This window comes from Microcoleus sp. FACHB-68, from assembly GCF_014695715.1.
Taxonomy (GTDB): Bacteria; Cyanobacteriota; Cyanobacteriia; order Cyanobacteriales; family Oscillatoriaceae; genus FACHB-68.
Map to the genome: position 1 here is coordinate 415,009 of NZ_JACJOT010000018.1, position 21,367 is coordinate 436,375.

Annotated in this window: 23 protein-coding genes; 12 read left to right on the forward strand and 11 right to left on the reverse strand. The window is 46.4% G+C overall.

What is annotated here, in order from left to right; all coding sequences use genetic code 11:
* Nucleotides 1-23 precede the first annotated feature (23 nt).
* From dxs to H6F73_RS25505, 5 genes are all read left to right on the forward strand, one after another.
* Nucleotides 24-1,931, forward strand: coding sequence for a 1-deoxy-D-xylulose-5-phosphate synthase (gene dxs, locus H6F73_RS25485; protein WP_190761546.1), 1,908 nt, complete (start codon nucleotides 24-26; stop codon nucleotides 1,929-1,931).
* 264 nt (nucleotides 1,932-2,195) lie between these two features.
* Nucleotides 2,196-2,513, forward strand: coding sequence for a hypothetical protein (locus tag H6F73_RS25490; RefSeq protein WP_190761547.1), 318 nt, complete (start codon nucleotides 2,196-2,198; stop codon nucleotides 2,511-2,513).
* The gene (locus H6F73_RS25495; RefSeq protein WP_190761548.1) at nucleotides 2,510-2,887 is read left to right on the forward strand and encodes an aspartyl protease; all 378 of its coding nucleotides are present in this window, start codon (nucleotides 2,510-2,512) and stop codon (nucleotides 2,885-2,887) included. The genes H6F73_RS25490 and H6F73_RS25495 overlap by 4 nt, the downstream gene beginning before the upstream one ends.
* A 311-nt stretch (nucleotides 2,888-3,198) precedes the next feature.
* A complete protein-coding gene (locus H6F73_RS25500; protein ID WP_190761549.1) occupies nucleotides 3,199-3,987 on the forward strand; it encodes a glutathione S-transferase family protein in 789 nt (262 codons plus the stop codon).
* 213 nt (nucleotides 3,988-4,200) lie between these two features.
* Nucleotides 4,201-4,428 (forward strand): hypothetical protein, encoded by a 228-nt coding sequence (locus H6F73_RS25505; RefSeq protein ID WP_190761550.1) that lies wholly within the window; start codon nucleotides 4,201-4,203, stop codon nucleotides 4,426-4,428.
* Between the two features lie 45 nt (nucleotides 4,429-4,473).
* Here the strand turns inward: H6F73_RS25505 and H6F73_RS25510 are convergent, their stop codons facing one another.
* On the reverse strand, nucleotides 4,474-5,412 hold the full coding sequence (locus tag H6F73_RS25510) for an exopolyphosphatase (protein ID WP_190761551.1): 939 nt from the start codon (nucleotides 5,410-5,412) through the stop codon (nucleotides 4,474-4,476).
* A gap of 10 nt (nucleotides 5,413-5,422) precedes the next feature.
* Between H6F73_RS25510 and H6F73_RS25515 the strand changes: the two genes are divergently transcribed.
* Nucleotides 5,423-5,614: a hypothetical protein gene (locus H6F73_RS25515; RefSeq protein ID WP_190761552.1), complete on the forward strand. Its 192-nt coding sequence runs from the start codon at nucleotides 5,423-5,425 to the stop codon at nucleotides 5,612-5,614.
* A gap of 416 nt (nucleotides 5,615-6,030) precedes the next feature.
* Nucleotides 6,031-7,083: an isochorismatase gene (locus H6F73_RS25520; RefSeq protein WP_190761616.1), complete on the forward strand. Its 1,053-nt coding sequence runs from the start codon at nucleotides 6,031-6,033 to the stop codon at nucleotides 7,081-7,083.
* A gap of 29 nt (nucleotides 7,084-7,112) precedes the next feature.
* Here the strand turns inward: H6F73_RS25520 and H6F73_RS25525 are convergent, their stop codons facing one another.
* From H6F73_RS25525 to H6F73_RS25555, 7 genes are all read right to left on the reverse strand, one after another.
* Nucleotides 7,113-7,658, reverse strand: a complete 546-nt coding sequence (locus H6F73_RS25525; RefSeq protein ID WP_190761553.1) for a GNAT family protein — start codon at nucleotides 7,656-7,658, stop codon at nucleotides 7,113-7,115.
* Between the two features lie 127 nt (nucleotides 7,659-7,785).
* Nucleotides 7,786-8,067, reverse strand: a complete 282-nt coding sequence (locus H6F73_RS25530) for an antibiotic biosynthesis monooxygenase (protein ID WP_190761554.1) — start codon at nucleotides 8,065-8,067, stop codon at nucleotides 7,786-7,788.
* A gap of 1,206 nt (nucleotides 8,068-9,273) precedes the next feature.
* Complete coding sequence (locus tag H6F73_RS25535; RefSeq protein WP_190761555.1) at nucleotides 9,274-9,726, reverse strand: SRPBCC family protein; 453 nt, start codon at nucleotides 9,724-9,726, stop codon at nucleotides 9,274-9,276.
* Between the two features lie 65 nt (nucleotides 9,727-9,791).
* A complete protein-coding gene (locus H6F73_RS25540; protein ID WP_190761617.1) occupies nucleotides 9,792-9,980 on the reverse strand; it encodes a CPXCG motif-containing cysteine-rich protein in 189 nt (62 codons plus the stop codon).
* A 132-nt stretch (nucleotides 9,981-10,112) separates the two neighbouring features.
* Nucleotides 10,113-10,619 carry a hypothetical protein gene (locus H6F73_RS25545; RefSeq protein WP_190761556.1) on the reverse strand — a complete coding sequence of 169 codons (507 nt, stop codon included), beginning with the start codon at nucleotides 10,617-10,619 and terminating at the stop codon, nucleotides 10,113-10,115.
* A gap of 159 nt (nucleotides 10,620-10,778) precedes the next feature.
* Nucleotides 10,779-12,410 (reverse strand): radical SAM protein, encoded by a 1,632-nt coding sequence (locus tag H6F73_RS25550; protein ID WP_190761618.1) that lies wholly within the window; start codon nucleotides 12,408-12,410, stop codon nucleotides 10,779-10,781.
* 30 nt (nucleotides 12,411-12,440) lie between these two features.
* Nucleotides 12,441-12,695, reverse strand: coding sequence for a SemiSWEET transporter (locus tag H6F73_RS25555; protein WP_190761557.1), 255 nt, complete (start codon nucleotides 12,693-12,695; stop codon nucleotides 12,441-12,443).
* Between the two features lie 593 nt (nucleotides 12,696-13,288).
* On the opposite strand from H6F73_RS25555, the gene H6F73_RS25560 reads away from it, so the two are divergent.
* Complete coding sequence (locus H6F73_RS25560; RefSeq protein WP_190761558.1) at nucleotides 13,289-13,501, forward strand: hypothetical protein; 213 nt, start codon at nucleotides 13,289-13,291, stop codon at nucleotides 13,499-13,501.
* Between the two features lie 144 nt (nucleotides 13,502-13,645).
* The gene (locus tag H6F73_RS25565) at nucleotides 13,646-13,972 is read left to right on the forward strand and encodes an STAS domain-containing protein (protein ID WP_147682403.1); all 327 of its coding nucleotides are present in this window, start codon (nucleotides 13,646-13,648) and stop codon (nucleotides 13,970-13,972) included.
* Between the two features lie 60 nt (nucleotides 13,973-14,032).
* Here H6F73_RS25565 and H6F73_RS25570 read toward each other — a convergent pair whose 3' ends face one another.
* Nucleotides 14,033-15,184 (reverse strand): SpoIIE family protein phosphatase, encoded by a 1,152-nt coding sequence (locus tag H6F73_RS25570; protein WP_190761559.1) that lies wholly within the window; start codon nucleotides 15,182-15,184, stop codon nucleotides 14,033-14,035.
* Nucleotides 15,185-15,656: 472 nt separating this feature from the next.
* On the opposite strand from H6F73_RS25570, the gene H6F73_RS25575 reads away from it, so the two are divergent.
* Nucleotides 15,657-16,109, forward strand: a complete 453-nt coding sequence (locus H6F73_RS25575; protein WP_190761560.1) for an anti-sigma regulatory factor — start codon at nucleotides 15,657-15,659, stop codon at nucleotides 16,107-16,109.
* 496 nt (nucleotides 16,110-16,605) lie between these two features.
* Here the strand turns inward: H6F73_RS25575 and H6F73_RS25580 are convergent, their stop codons facing one another.
* Nucleotides 16,606-16,764, reverse strand: a complete 159-nt coding sequence (locus H6F73_RS25580; protein WP_190761561.1) for a hypothetical protein — start codon at nucleotides 16,762-16,764, stop codon at nucleotides 16,606-16,608.
* A gap of 181 nt (nucleotides 16,765-16,945) precedes the next feature.
* Here H6F73_RS25580 and H6F73_RS25585 point away from each other — a divergent pair, with 181 nt between their 5' ends.
* Both H6F73_RS25585 and cysE read left to right on the forward strand, forming a co-directional pair.
* Nucleotides 16,946-17,431, forward strand: coding sequence for a hypothetical protein (locus H6F73_RS25585; protein ID WP_190761562.1), 486 nt, complete (start codon nucleotides 16,946-16,948; stop codon nucleotides 17,429-17,431).
* A gap of 219 nt (nucleotides 17,432-17,650) precedes the next feature.
* Nucleotides 17,651-18,442, forward strand: coding sequence for a serine O-acetyltransferase (cysE, locus tag H6F73_RS25590; RefSeq protein WP_190761563.1), 792 nt, complete (start codon nucleotides 17,651-17,653; stop codon nucleotides 18,440-18,442).
* A gap of 97 nt (nucleotides 18,443-18,539) precedes the next feature.
* Here the strand turns inward: cysE and H6F73_RS25595 are convergent, their stop codons facing one another.
* Complete coding sequence (locus H6F73_RS25595; protein WP_347239615.1) at nucleotides 18,540-21,224, reverse strand: DEAD/DEAH box helicase; 2,685 nt, start codon at nucleotides 21,222-21,224, stop codon at nucleotides 18,540-18,542.
* Between the last annotated feature and the right edge of the window lie 143 nt (nucleotides 21,225-21,367).

Consider the following 21,367-nt stretch of genomic DNA (forward strand, 5'->3'; position numbering starts at 1 on the left):
CGATCACCTAGCGAGTAATAGATATGCATCTAAGCGAACTGACTCACCCGAACCAGTTGCACGGTTTATCAATCCATCAACTTGAGCAAATTGCTCGTCAAATTAGGGAAAAGCATCTGCAAACCGTTGCCGCCAGTGGGGGACACCTTGGCCCTGGTTTGGGCGTCGTGGAACTGACTTTAGCGCTTTACCAAACATTAGACCTTGATCGCGATAAAGTCATTTGGGATGTTGGCCACCAAGCCTATCCCCACAAATTGATCACAGGTCGTTATAACCACTTCCACACGCTACGGCAAAAAGATGGGATTGCCGGCTATCTCAAGCGCTGTGAGAGCAAATTTGACCATTTTGGTGCCGGCCACGCTTCCACCAGCATCTCAGCCGGCTTAGGCATGGCTTTAGCGCGGGATCTTAAGGGCGAAAACTTCAAAGTGGTTTCCGTGATCGGGGATGGGGCGCTAACTGGCGGCATGGCACTCGAAGCGATTAATCATGCCGGTCATTTGCCGAAAACGAACCTGCTGGTTGTCCTCAACGACAACGAGATGTCCATCTCGCCCAACGTTGGCGCAATTCCCCGCTACCTCAACAAGATGCGCCTTTCGCCGCCGATGCAGTTCCTCACCGATAACTTAGAGGAACAGTTCAAGCATATTCCTTTTGTCGGTGAGACATTCTCCCCGGAAATGGAACGGCTGAAGGAAGGGATGAAGCGCTTAGCTGTGCCCAAAGTGGGCGCTGTGTTTGAGGAACTCGGCTTTACCTACATGGGTCCCGTGGATGGCCATAACCTGGAGGAACTGATCGCCACCTTCAAACAGGCGCACAAAATACCAGGGCCGGTTTTGCTTCATGTGGCGACGATGAAAGGGAAAGGGTATGCGATCGCAGAAAAAGACCAAGTCGGGTATCACGCCCAAAATCCCTTTAATCTGGCAACCGGCAAGGCAATTCCCTCTAGCAAGCCCAAACCCCCCAGCTACTCCAAAGTATTCGCCCACACCCTGATTAAAATCGCCGAAGACAATCCTAAAGTCGTTGGCATCACCGCAGCAATGGCCACCGGCACAGGCTTAGATAAGCTACAAGCTAAGTTGCCGAAGCAATATGTCGATGTAGGCATTGCCGAACAGCACGCCGTTACCCTGGCTGCCGGTATGGCGTGTGAGGGAATGCGTCCAGTTGTGGCGATTTATTCTACCTTCGCGCAACGCGCTTACGACCAAGTTATCCATGATATTTGTATTCAAAACCTGCCGGTGTTCTTCTGCTTAGATCGCGCCGGCATTGTGGGTGCAGATGGCCCAACTCACCAAGGGATGTACGATATTGCCTCTCTGCGCTGCCTTCCCAATATGGTGCTAATGGCACCCAAGGATGAAGCGGAATTGCAGCGAATGGTGGCCACCGGCATTAATTACACTGCCGGCCCGATTACCATGCGCTACCCGCGTGGCAATGGCTACGGTGTGCCGCTGTTGGAAGAAGGTTGGGAGGATCTGCCCATCGGTAAGGGGGAACTGCTGCGTCATGGCGACGATGTGCTGCTAATCGGCTATGGCTCAATGGTACAGCCGGCGATGCAGGTCGCTGAAATTCTCAGCGAGCATGGGATTGAAGCAACGGTAATTAATGCGCGTTTTGTCAAGCCTTTGGATACGGAATTAATTGCACCGTTGGCGAAGCAAATTGGGCGGGTTGTCACGTTAGAAGAAGGCTGCACGATGAGCGGTTTTGGTTCAGCGGTGATGGAAGCGCTGATGGATCTGAATGTCGTGGTGCCGGTGATGCGAATTGGTGTTCCCGATATTTTAGTCGAGCACGCAACTGCTGAACAATCGATGGCAGAGTTGGGTTTAACACCTCCTCAAATTGCCGAACGAGTGCGGATGTCTCTCAGTCCTCAGCTTTCTGCGGTTAGCAGTTAAGAAAATCCTTTAACGCAAAATAACGCAGGCGTTAAAAACCTAGGGTGGGCCGTTCCCACCCTTTAATTTTTCGAGCCATTTATGATGTAGTTTCAAATGCTTGTAAATAGCGAAACTTTAATGTTATTCAACCTTGCGCGAAAGTGCAGGAAAAATGGTTAAATTTCAGTTTTTTCAACGCTTAAAAAAGCCCTTTTGCTGAATTTATCAGACATCAGCGATAATAAGAAAACAGAGACGTTGAGGAAAGAAGGAGAACTACCCATGACTGAAACCGAGCAGATCCGCACACTACGCCGAGGAAGATTATTTCCCAAAATTCAGTGGTCAGAAGAAAAGAAAGCTCAGTGGAAAGCTGAACAGAAGGCATTTTACCAGCGCTGCCAAGTAATTTTAGAGCGAGTTAAACCTGAGTTGCTTAAAACTCATTACAATTGGTATATCGCAGTTGAGCCTGACAGTGGGGACTATTTCGTTCATCGGGATATAGAAGTGGCTACCCAGATGTCGCGTCAGCAGCACCCAGATGCCATCCCGTTCTTATTCAGGATTAATGAGACGGGAGTTTGTGGCACCCTATGATTCAAGGCAAACTTGGCGATAATGATGAGCTATTTTTTGAAATTGATTTGATTGCTGATAACGGATTAGAACTGCCAGTTGATGCCATGCTGGATACTGGGTTTTCAGGTTGGCTAGCACTTGATATTCAGGATATAGAGGGGTTGGATTGGGTTTATATTCGCAAAGAAGCAATGCGGATGGCTAAGGCAGGGGTTTCAGAGTTTAATCTTTATGCGGGAAAAGTACGGATAGAGGGACAGGAGTTTGATATTCCTGTCCATGCCGGCGAGGAAGTACCAGAAATTTTAATCGGTCGTCAGTGGTTAAAAACTCGCCGCTTAGTTGCAGATATGCCGGCTGGAGTGCTGACATTAGAAACTGTTAATTCGTGAAATTTTATTAATTGAAAAAATAGCTGCCGGCATTAAAAACAAGCATTTAAGGTTGCGCCCGGTTAACAAATTCAGCTTTTATTTAGACTTGTTTTAGATCAGCCGGCATTGTTAATTTATTTTTTCAAAGCTTGCAAAGCTTGCCATCCTAATATTAAAAACCCAATTGTAGCCAACAGAGTCAGCCCTAAGGGCACCACATCAACTGCTGTAAATTCTCCCATCGCTACTTTCTCTTACAACAACGATTTATCTTTTACCTTACCGTCTATCATACACTGTTAGAAATAATTCCAAGGAGCATTTGCTCAATGACGATCCTCTACGAACACCCGCTATCTCCGTATGCACAGAAAGTCAAAATCGCCTTACGCGAAAAGGGGATTGAGTTTGAGTCCAAGACACCTGACTTGAATGAAGGCGGATTTGGAGGCAGCGAGTTCGTAGAAGCCAATCCTCGTCGGGAGATGCCGGCCTTTATTGACGGCGATGCCAAGATTTTCGACTCGACCATCATCCTTGAGTACATCGAAGATAAATGGTCTTCCCCACCACTGCTACCCAGCAATCCCACAGATCGCGCTCGCGTCCGTATGATTGAAGAGGTTATGGACACCTACTACGAGCCGATTAACTGGGGACTCGTTGAAATCAACTTCTTCGGTCGCGCAAAGGGTGAGCTTGCCGAAACAATTGTCGGCAATGCCAAACAACAGGCCGAAAAGTGCCGGCAATGGCTAACCAAGCAGCTAGGCGATCGCGAATGGTTCAACGGCGACAATTTTGGCTGGAGTGACCTTTGTGTTGTTCCCTCTATTAACACGTCATTCGTTGCATTTGGGATAGCACCGGCAGCCGATTCCCCACTCGCCAATTGGTTTGATCGCGTCAAAGTGCGTCCCAGCGTCGCTGAAACGCTTCAAGAAGCAAATGAGTCCATTGCCGGCTTGGAGCAATTTTCGAGCTTTTTAGAGCAGGGTCTACTTAAACGCGAGTACCGCGATCATCGTCTTGAATGGATGATTCGGATGGGTGGACTCCAAGTTGTACTCGACGGCATCGAGAAAGACAACATCCGATTCGGTTACGATTTTTCTTGAGAGCAATTTAAAACCTTAAACTCGCTGCTAGCGAGATAGGATGCTCTTTTTAGCAATCCGCTCTATCCCCCAAAACTGCACCCTGAAAAACGCTGTGCCGGTTCAAGTCACACCCAGCATTCTCATTATTTGCTAGAATAGCTTTTCTGCGCCGGCTCATGGGTTCGCGCAAGGTTGTGTTATTTGTTCAACGCTATTTCTTCGAGTGCCAGCATGATTCAACAGTCTATTGTCCTTGATACCCAGCCCCTCCATCAACTGCCGGCACTCACAAGTTTAGAGACTTTAAAAGCCAAGATGCTCGCTGCTAAGACCATCACAGAACTGCACGCGCTCATTGTAGATTACACGGATGTGGAGATCAAGCAGGTCTACAACCGGCTTACCTCAGTTCAGCAAAGCCGGATCAATGCAATTTGTGAGCAAAACAGGAAGGGTTAGGCCACATCATTAGAAGGCGGAAGACCTGCCCCCTCCTGCTTCAAATTAACCATCCGAATTAATTTGGGCAATTAACTCTTTTAAAACCTCTTCAGCTTTATCATTATCAATCTGGCAGGTGCCGGCATTTTCATGTCCCCCTCCCCCATATTTCAACATTAATTCTCCGACATTCGTTTTTGAAGTTCGGTTGAAAATTGATTTGCCTACTGCAAACACAGTATTTTGCTTTTTCAGTCCCCAGAGAACGTGAATTGATATGTTGCAATCTGGGAACAGGGCATAAATCATAAATCGGTTGCCGGCGTAAATGATTTCCTCATTTCTCAAATCTAAAACGATTAAATTTCCGTAAACTTTTGAGCATTTTTCGATTTGATCTTTAAATTTTTCTTCTTGTTCAAAATACAAATTGAATCGCTCTTGGACATCCGGAAGTTCTAAAATTTGATCGATTGGGTGATTTTTGCAATAATCAATCAATTCCATCATCAATTGATAGTTGGATATTCTAAAATCTTTAAATCTTCCTAAACCTGTTCGGGCATCCATCAAAAAGCTTAAAAGTACCCAACCTTTCGGATTTAAAACTTCATTTCTCAAAAATTGCGCTGAATCGGATTTATCCACCGCATCCATCATATCTTCGGCAATTTGTGGAAATTTTTCTTTACCTCCAAAATAGTTATACACAACCCGTGCGGCTGACGGGGCTTTGGGATCGATAATATAGTTTTCTTTTTTGTCTTGGTTTCTGATGGTTTCACTGAGATGGTGATCGAAAGACAAATACGCACCTTCTACATAAGGCAAGTTGGTGGTAATATCACTACTGGTAATTTCAATTTTTCCATCCTGCATATCTTTGGGATGAACAAATTTAATTTCATCGATCATATCGAGTTCTTTTAAAAGAACCGCGCAAACCAAACCATCAAAATCACTGCGGGTAACTAATCTGTACTTTTTATCGTTGGCTGACATATAACCTCCTGTGAGTGAGCCGGCGGCGAATAAGCTACAGGGACAACTATACCTTATTGCACTCTCGGTTGCCACGGCTGTAGTACCCCTGCCGGCATGGCTAGGGATTGCACTGCTGAGACTGTTAGTAAGCGAATCAAATCACCTGCACGCCAGATTTTATCACTCAAAGGCTGCCGGCTCTGGACGCAACGTTTTGTAACATTAGATTTGTTAATGATTGTTAAAATATTTATTCTTTTGGGGGCAAGAAAGCGGGCAATTCTTCCTGCCGGCACTACTAGGCTTGTTGGAACTGAATAAGCCGCCCCTGCACCTAAATTAATTTAAAAATGTTTAATTTGAAAAATATTTTTTTTAAGCTGTAAATATTTTTATTTTTTGAATTGGCAAAGTGTTGATACTCGATAAAACACATCTTTTTCAGCTAGATTGAGCGCCGATAAAAAACATACAGAGCTATTTTTTTTCTTAAACTGTATCGTAATGCTTCTGTAAGCCTGAACTTTCTTCGCAGCAGTTAAAACCTTCTTGGCTCACATCGCATAAAATTTGCATTAACATTAAAAGAGAAGCTACACCAAGCAGTAACTAGGTGTTTGAAGTGGCAGGTTAATGATGAACACACAGACCGTAACGCAATTGCCCATACCGCCTCACTTTGACAGCACAAAAGTGGGGCAAGTGTGCCGAGTTCCCTACCAAGAAAGAGCATCACAGGCGAAGGTATGGGCCGAGTTACACGGCATTCAACCGGCTGCCAAAGATAAAACCCGCATTTGTTTAATGGCAATAGACGTGCAGAACACATTCTGCATTCCAGAATTTGAATTGTTCGTTGCCGGCAAATCTGGAACGGCGGCAGTTGATGACAATGTGCGGCTGTGCGAGTTTATTTACCGGAATTTAGGCGTAATTACTGCTATCGCGCCAACGATGGACACGCACACGGCGATGCAGATTTTCCATCCCGTATTTTGGATTAATGATGCCGGGGAATACCCCCTCCCAGCAGCCACAATTTTAACGCTAGAAGATGTTGAAAAAGGTGTTTGGAAAGTTAACCCAGCCGTTGCAGATAGTATTGCCGGCGGCAATTACCAAACGCTACAAAAACACGCCCTGCACTATGTCCAACAGCTTAGTGATGCCGGCAAGTATCCGTTGACAATTTGGCCCTATCATTCCATGCTGGGCGGTATCGGTCATGCGCTGGTTTCAGCATTTGAGGAAGCGATATTTTTTCACAATCTCGCTCGATACAGTCAAACTCGTTTTGAAATTAAAGGCGACAATCCTTTAACTGAGAATTATTCAGTGTTGCAGGCTGAAGTTTTAGCGGGATCAGACGGACAACCCATTGCTAAAAAGAATACCGGCTTAATTCAAAAACTGCTGGAATTTGATGCAGTTATTATTGCCGGCCAAGCCAAAAGTCACTGCGTTGCTTGGACAATTTATGATTTACTCAGCGAGATTCAAGCGAAAGATCCTAACCTGGCAAAAAAGGTGTATTTGCTCGAAGATTGCACCTCACCAGTCGTTGTTCCTGACGTGATAGACTGCACCGATCAAGCGGATGAAGCCTTTCGCCGGTTCGCGAGTGCCGGTATGCATCTGGTTAAATCTAGCGATCCCATCGATACTTGGCCAGATATTCAGTTACAGTGATCGGTTCATTGCCGGTTGGCTGCCGGCAGTTATTCAACCTTCGCCTTCCATTCCTGCTCCAAAATGCTGTATATCAGCGTGTCATGCCAGCGTCCCCGGATACTTACATTCTCTCGCAGCCGGCCTTCTTGACTCATGCCAAGCGTCAGTGCCAATGACACCGCCCCTCTATTTTCAGCGAGACACTGTGCGTAAATACGATGCAAGCCAAGTTCTGTAAAGCCAAAGCGCAATAGCAGATGACCCATCTCAACCGGATAATTTCGGCCCCAATGCTCAGGAGCTAATTCACACCCAATTTCTGCTTCTGGAGCATCGGGATGGCTCTTGCGGATGCCACAGTTTCCAATCAGCGTATCCTGTCTCCGGAGAGCGACTGCCCACTGATACCTCCATTGGGGCTTTTCCTGCTGCCACAGAAGAAAGCGATTAACAAAGGCACGAGCCTCTGCCTCCGTGCGCCCAACTTCTGGATAAAAGCGTTGATATGCCGGTGTGGATTGGTAGGCTAAAACAGCCGGCCAATCGGCTTCTCTAAATTCGCGCAGCAGCAGACGATCCGTTTGAAAAAGCATGAGTGAATTGCAAAACAACAACTAACTTCATCTGGAAGTTGTATATGGAGACAACTCTATACAGCCGGCCAACGACAAAGCTCACCGGCATGGCTACGCCACGCCAGAGTTGAGCGAATTGTTCGGTTTACAGCACACCTTCTTCTAACTGCTCTAAATAAATAAATTCTGGAGCCTTAACACCAGCCTGCTTTCTGATTTCAACCAATTGAGGAGACTCAAAGAATGCTTTAGCATTAGCAAGTGATCTCCATTTAGAAAAGTGGACAATCTTATTGGAGTTGTTTTCGTATTTTAAAACATGATAACTCTGCTCTCCTGCATCTTTTCTAATTGATGCAGCATCATCAAAGATTTTTTTCCATGCATCGTAGTCTTTAACTTCATGAATTATTAACACGTATTCCATTCCGGCTCCCTTCTTGAGCAAAAAACACAACTTTTAATTATACTTATTTTTTATGTGTAATACCTTTTTCAAGGGAACTATACAAAAATTTTCTGTATATTTTCGACAGCAACCCAAGCTTGTTATCTATGATGAGCGCTACAGTCTCTTCACATACAGAGTGTTGATAGAAGGTTCATGGAACCTCGCTCAAAGATTAGGAAATTGTTGAGCGGTAGAGAGCTTTATCTTGCACTACCGGCTTTTATTTTGTCGGAAACGATTGTTTTTCGCTTGACGATAATTACTTGCTAAAATCTGCAGTCGGGTTCTACTCATCACGACTGCCGGCAAATTTAGCCATTTTTCTGTAAACTTTCCGGATCTCAAACCGCAATTAAGAATACAGCTAATAGATGCACCCTGATTGATGGCTCCCTGGCACTTCGCCAGGGGCTTTTTTTTTGCTCGATAATCTTCCGGATACACCCGGCTACTAAAAGAATACTAATAATAGATGCACCCTGATTAATGGCTCTCTGGCACTTCGCCAGGGGCTTTTTTTTTGGTCAATAATCTTCCGGATGCGCCTAGGTGGCAGGGGAATACCAATAATAGATGCACCCTGATTGATGGCTCTCTGGCAACTTTGCCAGAGGCTTTTTTTTTGCTCGATAATCTTCCGGATGCGCCTAGGTGGCAGGGGAATATCAATAATAGATGCACCCTGATTAATGGCTCTCTGGCACTTCGCCAGGGGCTTTTTTTTTGCTCGATAATCTTCCGGATACACCCTGCTACACAAGGAATACTAATAATAGATGCACCCTGATTAATGGCTCTCTGGCACTTCGCCAGGGGCTTTTTTTTTGCTCGATAATCTTCCGGATGCGCCTAGGTGGCAGGGGAATACCAATAATAGATGCACCCTGATTGATAGCTCTCTGGCACTTCGCTAGGGGCTTTTTTTTTGCTCGATAATCTTCCGGATGCGCCTAGGTGGCAGGGGAATATCAATAATAGATGCACCCTGATTGATAGCTCTCTGGCAACTTCGCCAGGGGCTTTTTTTTTGCTTGATAATCTCCCGGATGCGCCTAGGTGGCAGGAGAATATCAATAATAGATGCACCCTGATTGATGTTTTCTGTTCATCCTCTGGCCTAACCGTCAGGGGATTTTTTTTTGTTACTTCTTATAATAGATGCTTTTACTCTGAATAGAAAACTCAAGTTTGTTGTTCGCACTCCCGTTTTGTGACTTTGTGCCGGTAGGAAAACATATCCTTGATCCGCAGATCCACCCACCAGCCGAGAACGAGTTCAGCAAGTCCTCCTCCTGGTAACTCGAAGTCGATGGCATCCGTCAATCTGGTTTTTCCATTTTCCTCAATAAAATGATGCCGGTGAGTCCAACTTTCCATTGGGCCTTCAATTTGCCGGTCGGTGAAAAGCCGGTTTTTTTCGCATTCCGTATGACGAGCAACCCAGCGCACGGGAATTGGCCCTAACCAAAGGCGGAATTCAGAAATAGCACCCACATCTAAACCGCCTTCGCGACGGATGATTTGAACCGGCTGCCAGGGAGGAGTGAGAAGTTGGAGAATATCGGGTCTTTCGTGAAAGCTCCAGACTACTTCTACCGGCGCATCAATCAGTGAGGAATGTTTGAAGTGTAGCATCTCAAATCCGTGATGGGTAGTTGCTCAAAGAAAAGGAGTGATTAAATTTTGTTGATTTCTCTCATTTAGCCTTCAAACTCAGTATCAATTTCAATATCTAAGGTTTCTTCATCCACTCGCACATACAGAATATTAGGCCGGCAGCAGACTTGACAATCTTCAACATAAGACTGCTGGTTGCCGGCGCTGAGATCGATAAACGTTAAATTGGGTTCTCCGCAATAGGCACAGATATATTCCGCTGTGTTTTGCATTTTAATTAAGGCTGGAATTTGTTGTGAGAGCGGTTGTCTAGAGCCGGTGCGGTAATTATATCCGGTTGTTTTTGCCACCGGCACGCTACGTTACCGGCGGCTCTACTGTATCATCTAAACCGTTGGAATTCCTTAAATTCCCGAACTCAGCACAGCTTCTCTGCCAATAATCCGGCCATTTTCAGTAATAATTAACTCTTGCGAATCGATTGTATAGACGACCTCCCCGTTCACCGCAACATAAGTGTCATTCTCAGAACTTACCAGCGGCAGAATAATATTACTACTCTGCTCCGCACCTTTTTCCATCCCCACGTAAGTCAGACTGTCAGAATTTTGATCTTCGCAAATAAACACTCGGTAATAGGTTGTCTCAAACCGGCGGACAATTCTGCCGTCAAGTCCACAAATTGCACGGTCTTGAGCTACTAGCACAGGTTTGACGCTTGGTGAGATTTCTGAAGCTGCCGGTTGAAAATTGGTGATCTCTGCCGCACTGTCCTGCAGATGATTAACACCGGCACTGCTCGTTAACTCAGTAGCCTTGACCGAGGAAGTCAATAACAAAAACGTGCCGGTTCCTAATAGAGCAACATTTAAGGTTTGTTTGAAATTCAATACAGCTTTAGCAAATGCCATAAGAGTCCTTCCAGCTAGAAGTCTGGGTGTGGAGTGCCACTGATGGTTTAAATCCATCAGAAGTTTGATAGCAACCACTCTAACCCTGACATTTCTAGTTTTCCAGATTCCTCATGATTATTTTAAAGTTGCCCAAATTCTCAGCAATTTTACGCACCTTCAACTTGCTTGCTCGACCTCCTTAAAATAAGCAGTCGCATCAGCCAAGTGCTTTTGTAGGGTTGCCACCGGCAGCGGCCCTTGCAAGTGGCTCCAGGGTAAAACTCGCTCTAATTCCCAGTTAGTATGGACGTAAAAATCCATCTCAGGCAACTTGCCCCGCAACTCTTTAAAGGCTCGCCGATAACTGCCTAAAGAATCGCCATAGTGTCGCACCAATTCTAGTAAATCAGAGAGCCGGCGATCTCCTCTTGAGATTAGTGCTTGAACGACTGACCAATTGTAACTTTCAGGTCTAAAATCCAGACCGTGTGAGCGCAATTGTTTTTCCAAGGACTTCAGACGCTTTTCTGCTAAAGAATTGACCCCAAACCACTGAAACGGAGTATGAGATTTGGGGACAAATGTACTGCATCCCAACGTTAAACGCAAACCCGGAGCCGCTTTTTTTAGCGAGCGCATCATTGCCACAGTCTCTTCTAAATCCTCTGGTTCCTCACCGGGAAGGCCAACCATGCCGTAAAGTTTTAGTCCCGTCAAGCCGCCGGCTTTGGCATTTACCGCAGCTTGAATAATCTCCTCATTATTCAGCTTCTTGTTAATAATTTTGCGGAGCCGCTCAGACCCACTTTCAATGGCAATCGTCAGGGATTTTGTGCCGCGATTTCCCAGAATTTTTGCTAAGCTTTCTGTAACTGTATTTGTCCGTACAGAGGCAATGCTGAGCCGCACATCATCAAACTTTGGCTTACTCAAATAATCGAGCAAGCTGTCAAATTCTGGGTGTTGGGTAACAGATGCGCCCAGCAAACCCAGCCGATTTGTTACTTCCAGACCTCGCTCAATTGCGGGAATTAAAGAAACTTCCATACTGGCTGTTCTAAACGGCAAAGTTAAATAACTTGCCAAACAAAACCGGCACATTTCTGGACAGCTACGAACGACTTCCACCATGTAAATATTTTCCCAAGCTGCCTTTTCCGTCACCACCGACGATGCAGACAGAACATTACCCCGATAAGTCTGCTTAGCTACTGTGGCGGGAATGTCAGGAAATGCCGGCTCAATTGACGCAATTGGGCCATCTGGGCTGATATATTTCACCTCATAGAGACTGGGTACATAAACCCCCGGAACTTGCGCTAAATGCCGCAGTTGAGTTTGCCTGCCGGCGTTGCGGACTTGTTTGTAAGCCTCAATAAAATCCCCCAGCAAATTTTCCCCATCCCCCAGCAAAATCACATCGAAGAAGCCGGCGAAGGGTTCTGGGTTAGCTGTTAAAACCGGACCTCCACCAAATACCAAAGGATGATTATCCGTGCGATCAGCAGCACGAATGGGGATCTCTAGCGATTCCAACAAGCTCAAAATATTGACATAATCCAGTTCCCATGAAATCGAAAATCCTAATAATTCTGGGGATGCCGGCAGCGGTTCATGGGTATCGGTAAATAGCCGGCTCACCCACACATCTGATCGCATGGCCAAATTTGCCCACACAATTTGATAGCCGAGGCTGGTGATGCCAACGCTGTACTCGTTCGGGAAGGCAAAAATCGTAGGGATCGCCCCAGCATCCGGGGTTGCAGGAGTAAATAAAAGCCGTTCAGCAGAAAATACAGAGGCAGTCACAGGCAGGTTTAGCGTCAGCAAAAAAGGATCTTATTCATATTTAATTTTAAGCGATAAAATTATCAGGTTAAAACCCAAAGTCAGCAGGTTGGCAATAATCACCGGCCACGACTGAATATAAAGACCGTACACCAGCCACAAAAATACGCCAATACAAAAAGTAATCAGCATTTCTAAAGAAACATCTTTTGCTGATTTCGACTGCCAAGTTTTAATAAGCTGAGGCAAAAAAGCAAGCGTTGTTAATGTCGCTGCCGCAAATCCTAAAATTTCAACAAAATTCATAGCTCATTTCTTATAAATTTACTTTAACATTCAAAGGTTTGTCGAACATAAATAAAGGATGAACAAGTCGGAGCGCATAAATTGATCTCTTTTTAAAATAGAATATTACCAGAAGCTTTGATTATTTTTAGGATTAAATAATTTTACCAATGAAAAACATTTTTCCTCTTTTTCTATTATTAATTTTTCTAGCTCAAAAGTCAGGAAGCGCAACTTGCGCTCAACAATCGGCTCATTAGCCTATCCCCAATCCTTTCCTAAGTTGCTCACAGGCTATCATAACTTTATCTATTAAAAGAAGACTTGGAGGCCGAAATAAAAGAAGCGGATAATGCAACGCCCAGCCTGCCGGCTTTCCCAGGGATGCTGATCATCTGGCGCAGATGATAGCCCGAAAGTTAATATCCATCTGGCGTTGCCGGCGCTGGAATAGCCACATCAACGAGGGAAGCTCTCAAGGGCAGCTAGCTGGGTGTTTGCGGCCTCTGGGATAAGGTTTGGCAATTCGGGAGCAAATTAGCCATAACGGCTGATTTCCGGGATGTCATGGCCTGTTTACGGGTGTGTCACTTACAGTTGGATCGGGATAAACAGTGATCAAGTTTTTTCCCGATTATCCCTCAAAACAAAAACTGGGGTTCTTGGAATGGCGGTTGGCAGCTCAAAAACTCGATTCCAATCGTAATGCCGGCTGCAAAGCAACAAAACCCTATCCTTCTGACTGGGCGGCGTTTAGCCCGATCTGGAAAGCCGAGCGAGGGTTGCTGATTCTTGGCCGGCGATCCTTTGACACTGCCTCGCTGTAGGCTATACCTAGGAAGCAGTGGGTTGCTATCATTCAGCACGGTAGCCAAAACCCGATTATCCTGAAGCAGGCAGTCTATTTAGCGACAGCCTGGGACAGACTAGCCCCTTTCACTTTTGCAGACCTACTCACTCAGCCCAAATCTATGAGTCCTGTTGTTAAAGTTGTGCAACCTTCTGGCCTTTTAGACGGTACAAAGGCTTCTCAAGTGCGGCAAGAAATTGACGAGATTGTCGCCAATGGCGCAGATGTTGTGTTAATCGATCTGCAAGATGTAACGTTTATTGATAGTTCGGGTTTGGGTGCTTTGGTATCAGCACTCAAAGCGGTGCGTGCCGCCGGCGGTAAGCTATTTATCTGCTCGATCAATGCTCAGGTCAGAATGTTATTTGAACTGACAAGCATGGATCGAGTTTTTCAGATATTTTCTAATCGAGATGAGTTCAATAAAGCGGTGAGTTCTGCCAATTAACCAGAGAGCTTTTGTGCGGCTCACTTAACTAAAAGAGCCAACTTGAATGGTGTACGACAATCAGCCGAAGATGATTTGCAACAAGGACAAATCATCTTCAAAGCTGTCTTTTCCATTTAAAGCGCGAATCTCATCTAGAAGTTGGTCTAAATTAGCCGCTTGTTTCTGCCGGTAATAGACGACCCGATTGATAAAATCATCGAGTCCCCAGAGTTTTCCATCAGGCAGATTAATTTCGTAAATGCCATCACTAAAAACATACAGGGAACTCAATGCCTTGATCTCACATGAATCGTCAGCATATTCAGCTTCAGGAAACATCCCGATGGGCAATCCCGGCGTCTTTAACTTTTTAACCAAAGTGTTGCCGACATTTGTACCCGATATCAACACTGCCGGCGGGTGGCCGGCGCTTGCATAAACCAGCCGGCGCTTGACTCGGTGATAAACGCCATACCAGATTGTAAAGTATTTATCAACGTAGTGTTGCCGCTGATAATTCATCTGGAAAGACTGATTTAAAGCTTTCAAGACTTCCTTAGGTTGATGAAAATTGGTGTTGGGCAAGGAACGCGAACGCAACAAATTCAGCATTGAAACTGATAGCAGCGCAGCCCCCACACCATGCCCGGATACATCTAGCAAATAAATCGCTAAATGATCTGCATCGAGCCAATAGTAGTCAAAACAATCGCCTCCCAATTGTTTGGAGGGAATAAACCGCCACTCAATTGTCGCGGGTTTACTGGTTACAGGAGACGGGACGAGTGAACGTACATACTCAGCCGCATCAGCTAATTCTGCCTCCAAAATCTGTTTTGAGGAATGCAACTCCTGATTGAGCTGGTGTATTCTCAAACCGGCTCGCACTCTGGCATTTAGCTCATCGATCTCAATGGGTTTAGAGAGAAATTCATCTGCGCCGGTGTCCAGCCCAATCACCCGATCCTCTATGTCCCCACGCGCCGTCAGCAGTAAGAAAAATGTTGTTGACAAATCTGGATTGGCTTTAACCCACTGGCAGACTTGCAACCCATCCATGTGGGGCATCATCCAGTCACTGATAATTAATGCAGGACGCAACCGCTGCGCCTGCTCAATTCCTTCTTTGCCATCCTTGGCGACTGTGACTTCATAACCCTGCTTTTGCAGGGCTTTTGTCAGTACCAGCCGAATCGTAGGATCGTCATCAATCACTAGAATTTGAGTCATAAGTATAAAGCACCTACGACGAGCTGCTTACAAGTCGATGAGAGGGCTAAGATATCAGAAATCAAAAGGACGTTTAGTTGATATAGTTAACCAAAAGTCTCTAAACTGAAAAAAGCAGTGCGACAACAGTCATTTAACTTCCTCTCCAGCTTAACCTTGGCTGCTAGAAGTGTTAAATTTTATCACAAAAACTGTCTACCCCGCTTGATCCCTCAGTTATCCAGTCTGCGGCCAGTCGCCATGCCGGTGGTTGCCTTGGGAAACAATCATTGCTTTTTTCATAAAAAATCATGCCGGACAACCTCAAATTCAATTTTGATTCATTCACTTTTGGCTTTAAATAAGTTCTCAAAATAATTGTTTTGAAAACGAGATTTTTAGTTAAACAAAAGAGCCTACCAACCTCTATTTTTTATGGTAAATCTATAGAGGTACGCGTTAAATTGTGACATAAAAAATTGGCAGCACTGTTATGAACTTAAATGATTTGAGCGATTGGCAAGCCATTCACAAAGCGGAAATTCAGGTGGGTTCCAATTTAAGTGACCTCTCCCAAGTTTTATCATGGTTCGACCAATTTAACCATCCCCCAGTTCCTAAATATATTTGGATGCAGTGCCAGTTAGCAATAGCGGAGGGATTTACAAACGCTGTTCGTCACGCCCACAGAGATAAACCTCCAGAAACTCCGATAGAAATTGAGGTAGCCATTTTCCCACAACGCTTAGAAATTCGGATATGGGATCGCGGACAGCCTTTCGATCTCAAAGGAAGCGTCGCAGATATGCCGGCGCAAGTAGATGAGGAGGCTGTGGGAGGTCGGGGGTTGAAACTTTTGGATCGAATAGCCGATGGTCTGAGCTATACACAAACTGAGGATCAGCGCAACTGTTTATTAATTGTGAAATATTACCCTCAAGCTTGAGAATTTCAAAGCAGAAGAAAGCGGTTTGAGAGAAACGTTAGCTTAAGTTTGTGAGGTTTTTGTCTTTAAAAGCCTGTTTTTTGCTATATTTTGTGTAAAACTTCTCGTGATTAAGTTGATTGAAAAGATTTTAAGATAAGCCAAACAGTGGCGCTGATTAATTTAATTAAATAAGTCATTAAATAAATTTAAAAGGTAGAGTTTACTAAAAACAGCGCCCTGGGAGCCGGCATCAACTTTTTTTGAAAGATTTATCATTGATTTTAGCGAATTACTGGATAATCGCTATGCTGATTGCTCATTAGGGGCAATTTTGGTAAAAATTATGGTGGTTCTAGCCGGCAACGATGACAGCGACCCGGAAAATCAGAAATTAACGGCTTTGTGTTAAAGCATCCTTAAACTCAGCTTTGCGGCCATATTCAATAGACTGTCCTTAACAAAGCCTTCTTGCCAAAGCAGCCGGTGAGGGCTTCCAGAAATTTGTGCAGTTGTTTCACTCGCCAAAATACCAGGAAAACACGATCAAAGCCACGGTGAGAAACAGCCATAGTGGCACCTTAACCAATTCTATGGCTCCTAAAGGCAAAGCCACCAAAGCTTCAACCCCAACGCAACCGACAATTACCAGAAAAACCAAGATGACCGCAGGCATCGTCTTTTCCTCACAAAAGCACTGTTAAAACTGGATGGAGTGAATGTGGCAGAAACAAAATTGTCACTCCTGTTTCTATTAAACTCGCCCATCGCTGTTACAACTACATTAGCTTCATCTGTATTTTGCGCTTCGTGAATATAGAAAGTAACCGCCCCGAATGTGTAGGAGGATAGTTGCGATGTTAAGACGCACCAAACTGCGGTTCAAATACGGTTGTTTACTGGCTGGAATGACAGCACTAAGCGCCCTACCGGCTTTAGCAGAGACGCCGGTTTTTGGAGCTTTGACCCTCGCCCCCGGCTTTAAACCCTCACAGGGAGTTGCATCAGGCTATACCAGTGGCTCAACCTCTTTACCGGCCATTGTGGCCAACCAAGATCGCCGAGGTAACAAATGTTTGGGGTTTGCTGACAACGCGCCGGATTATAAAATGGTTTTGCAAAAAGACTTTCCGCAGTTGGCCATTGAAGTTGACAGTGGGGGCAAAGATACAACCTTAGCGATCAAAGGGCCTGACGGGACGGTTCGCTGCGCGGATGATACCGGCAAAAATAAGGATGCCAGCATTCAAGATCCGGATTGGAAAGCCGGCGAATATGAAGTTTGGGTGGGTTCGATAGAAGCCGGTTCCCGATGGAAATACAAGCTTACTGTGCGGCAGTAACTCAAGATACATCTTATTTGACAGACCCTCTTAATACACACACCCATCCCTATAGTCTAAAATTTTGCCGATTGTCTGCAACTGTTGATATTTGAGTCAGACAATTTAACTGAAAATCAAGACACGACAGCATCGGCATCTGAATTTTGGCAGAGGACACCGGCAACAACGGCGATAATATATAAGGTGGTATGTTTTGCCAAAAGTGGATAACATCTCGTGCTAAATACTCTTGCTGCCGACTTCCGCATCATTTTTGAGCGTGACCCAGCTGCACGTAACTGGTTAGAAGTTTTGTTTTGCTACCCTGGTTTGCAAGCGTTGGTGTTTTACCGGCTGGCTCACTGGTTGCACCTGCTGAAAATTCCCTTCATCCCTCGCCTGATTTCTCACTTGGCTCGGTTTTTCACCGGCGTAGAAATTCATCCGGGTGCGACAATCGGCAAGGGGATTTTTATTGACCACGGCATGGGAGTTGTGATCGGGGAAACTGCCATTGTCGGAGATTACGCCCTCATCTACCAAGGTGTAACCCTCGGTGGCACCGGCAAAGAAAGTGGCAAGCGTCACCCCACCTTAGGCGAATGTGTTGTCGTGGGTGCCGGTGCCAAAGTTCTTGGCAATCTCCAAATTGGTAATAACGTCCGCATCGGTGCCGGTTCTGTGGTGCTGCGAGATGTCCCTTCCGATTGCACCGTGGTGGGAATTCCCGGTAGAATCGTCTACCGCTCTGGGGTTCGGGTTAATCCGCTGGAACATGGCCAGCTACCGGATTCTGAGGCAACCGTGATTCGTGCCTTGCTTGATAGAATTGAAGCGCTCGAAGAACAAGTTCAAAACCTACACAGCCAAAAATCTACAGCAAATGCTAATTTGCCGGCAGACAGTTCAGCCGTAAGAACGCCGGTTTTAGTCGGCGCTTCCACTAGGCCACACGCACCTGATGCCGCCCCAAATTGCCGACTTAGGGATAAGGAAATTCAGCAGTTTCTCGACGGTGCAGGAATTTAGCATTTAATACTACATCTTTTCCATTTAGTCAAGGCGTAAACTCTCAAATTACGCCTTGACTGGAAATTCATGTTAGCAATGAATACCATTTCCCCAATTAATCAAGCGCTTCATTGACCGGGAAGCGATCAATTAACTGCATGGCGCGATAGGCGTTGCGCTTCAGCGTCTCTGAGATGTGGGGGACATGAGGCACCTGAGAGAGAAAATCCAGCGTACGGCGGAGAATTCGCACAACATCCCCCTCATCTAAACTGGTGTTCTCGCAGAGTTCGGGCCATTCTACCTCCATTGCCCACTGCTCCACCAAGGCAATTAAATCAAGTTCTAACCAGATAGGCAGCGCTACACGATAGCGACGCTGCAACTGGAACAGCGCCCGCCGGATGCTTCGCAAGCCCCCTAAAGCTTCCTGCACTTCAGCCGAAAGATCATAATTAGCCCAGGTGCCCGGTCGAGAAACCTCCGTCACTAAGGCAGCACAAGCAGCCGCGAGGTGATGGGGGTCAAGTTCATCCAATTCCCCAGACATCAGAACCAGCCCCAGCCAAAGTTCGTTATCGCCGCGAATGGCTGCTGCGGCTTCCCCTAAGAAGGTGGGTTTGTAGGGCTGAGCCGGCGGTTCTCCTTCCAAGCCGCCAAAATGCACCAAAATGTCGATTAGGTCGAGAAACTCTTCCCAATGACGCTGGGATTGTTTATGCAGATGGCCTTTGTATTTTTCAATTTCTGCTGCCAGATTGGTTGCCCGCCGCTGACGCTTCAGCAAGGCTGCCGGCTCACCCCACTGATGGATCGGGTGAGATGCGATTTGCTCTTGCACCGCGATTACCCGTTGCATCTGTTCCACAACTTCTGGGGCTTCCTCCGCCACTGACGGTTCCGGAATCTGCTGTGCGACGATTGCCGTAGCCTCTGTGCCTTGGCGGGAAGCACCGGGTTTGAGTGACAATTCCACCGGCAGCCCTTCCAGCCGGTCTACCCCTTGCACTCTGGGCAACTCTGGATGCAAACCCACCACATCACTCATCGTCACCACATACCAGCGGTTATCCCGCCCCAGGCAAACTAAGTAGGGGACTTGGCCAGAACCGGCCACTCGCGTGACTAATACCGCGCTGATCGGCTCACTATAACGCACGTGCTTACCTTTCAGCCTAAGAATTGTCCCTGGCATTGTATAGGGCAAGGCCACAAATATCTCACTCGCTGAGACTTGCGTCGCTTGTTCTTGCAATGTTTTGAACAGTTGCCGCTCGACTTTGAGCCGTTCGTGCAATTTTTCATACCGAGACAGCACATTCGGGTCAATCGATTCCAGCTGGGACTGCACTTGATCTAATTCTTTCTGCAAAACTGCGATTTCGTCCTGTTGAGGTCGCAGAGACAGATTTGCCAGATATTGGCCGAAACTGCGTTCCACCAGTTCCTTTGCTTCCTCTAGGGAATGGGTTTGCAGCAAATTCAACACCATGCCATAGCTGGGGGCAAACTGACTCACCAAGGGATCAGCACCGGCAGTGGCGAGATAAGCCGCTTCCTTCGCCCCTTCAAACGGCGTCTGCACGGTGACGACGTGGCCCAATTCATCCATGCCCCGACGACCGGCACGCCCTGCCATTTGTAGAAATTCCGAGGCTTTCAGCAATCTGTGGCCGTCGTCTGTGCGCTTGGAAAGGCTGGAAATTACTGTGGTGCGAGCCGGCATATTAATCCCCGCCGCTAGGGTTTCTGTTGCGAATACGACCTTAATCAGACCTTCTTGAAACAGTTCTTCAACTAAACCTTTCCAAGCCGGTAAAATTCCCGCGTGGTGGGCGGCAATTCCGCGATACAACGGTTCCACTTGGCCGGCACGACCGGCATCTGGGTTACGGGCCAAAAAGTCATCAATTCGCAGTTTTAGCTGTTGGGTTTCTCGCTTGCTCACAAGGCTGAGTTCCGCACAGTCTGCAACTGCTTTATCGCATCCCCGACGACTGAAGATAAAGTAAATCGCCGGCAACATATCCCGCTGCTGTAGAATCGACAGCAGAAACGGCATACTCGGCGCTTCTGGCCGGCCTCCTTTCGGTTTGCCCCCTTTGGGTTTGAGGCGGGGACTAATTTTCTTGCCACTGTTATCCAGCAGGGGAAATAGCCCTTTCGGCATACAGTAGTGAAAATCTAGGGGAACGGGGCGAAAGTCCGAGTAAATAAGATCCGTCGGGCCATGTACTTGGGCGATCCAATCTGTGAGTTGGCCGCTGTTGGCCACGGTTGCGGAGAGGGCGACCAGTTGAATTTCACGGGGGCAGTAGATGATAGACTCTTCCCAAACCGTGCCGCGCTGCCGGTCGTTCATGTAGTGACACTCATCAAGCACCACCGTTTCCACACCAATTAAAGAAGTCCCGACTTCTCCAATGCGGGTGCCGTAGAGCATATTACGGAAAATTTCCGTAGTCATCACCAAGATCGGGGCATCACGATTGACGGAGACATCGCCGGTGACTAGCCCAACTCGATCAGCACCAAATTGTTCGCGGAAATCTCGTAACTTTTGATTTGACAGAGCCTTTAATGGTGTGGTATAGAAGACCCGGCGTCCGCTAGCCAGAGCGCGGTAGATGGCATATTCTCCAATTAAAGTTTTCCCGGAGCCGGTGGGGGCGCACACAACCACGGATCGATCGGCATTCAGGGCGGCGATCGCATCCATCTGAAACTGATCTAGGTCAAATGGAAACAGCGTTCTTAAGTCTAGTTCTTGCTCTTGAAGGTTTTGGGGCACGGTAGGCACAACTATAAATTAAAGTTTCTGGTGGGACTGTCTAAAATGTTGTTGCGATAAACACTTAAATCTACTTTCTTTGATTGTAGACTGTGGACAACAATCCCCCCGTCTGCTGCGCCGCTATTTTTCTCCCACTCCAATAAGGCGCT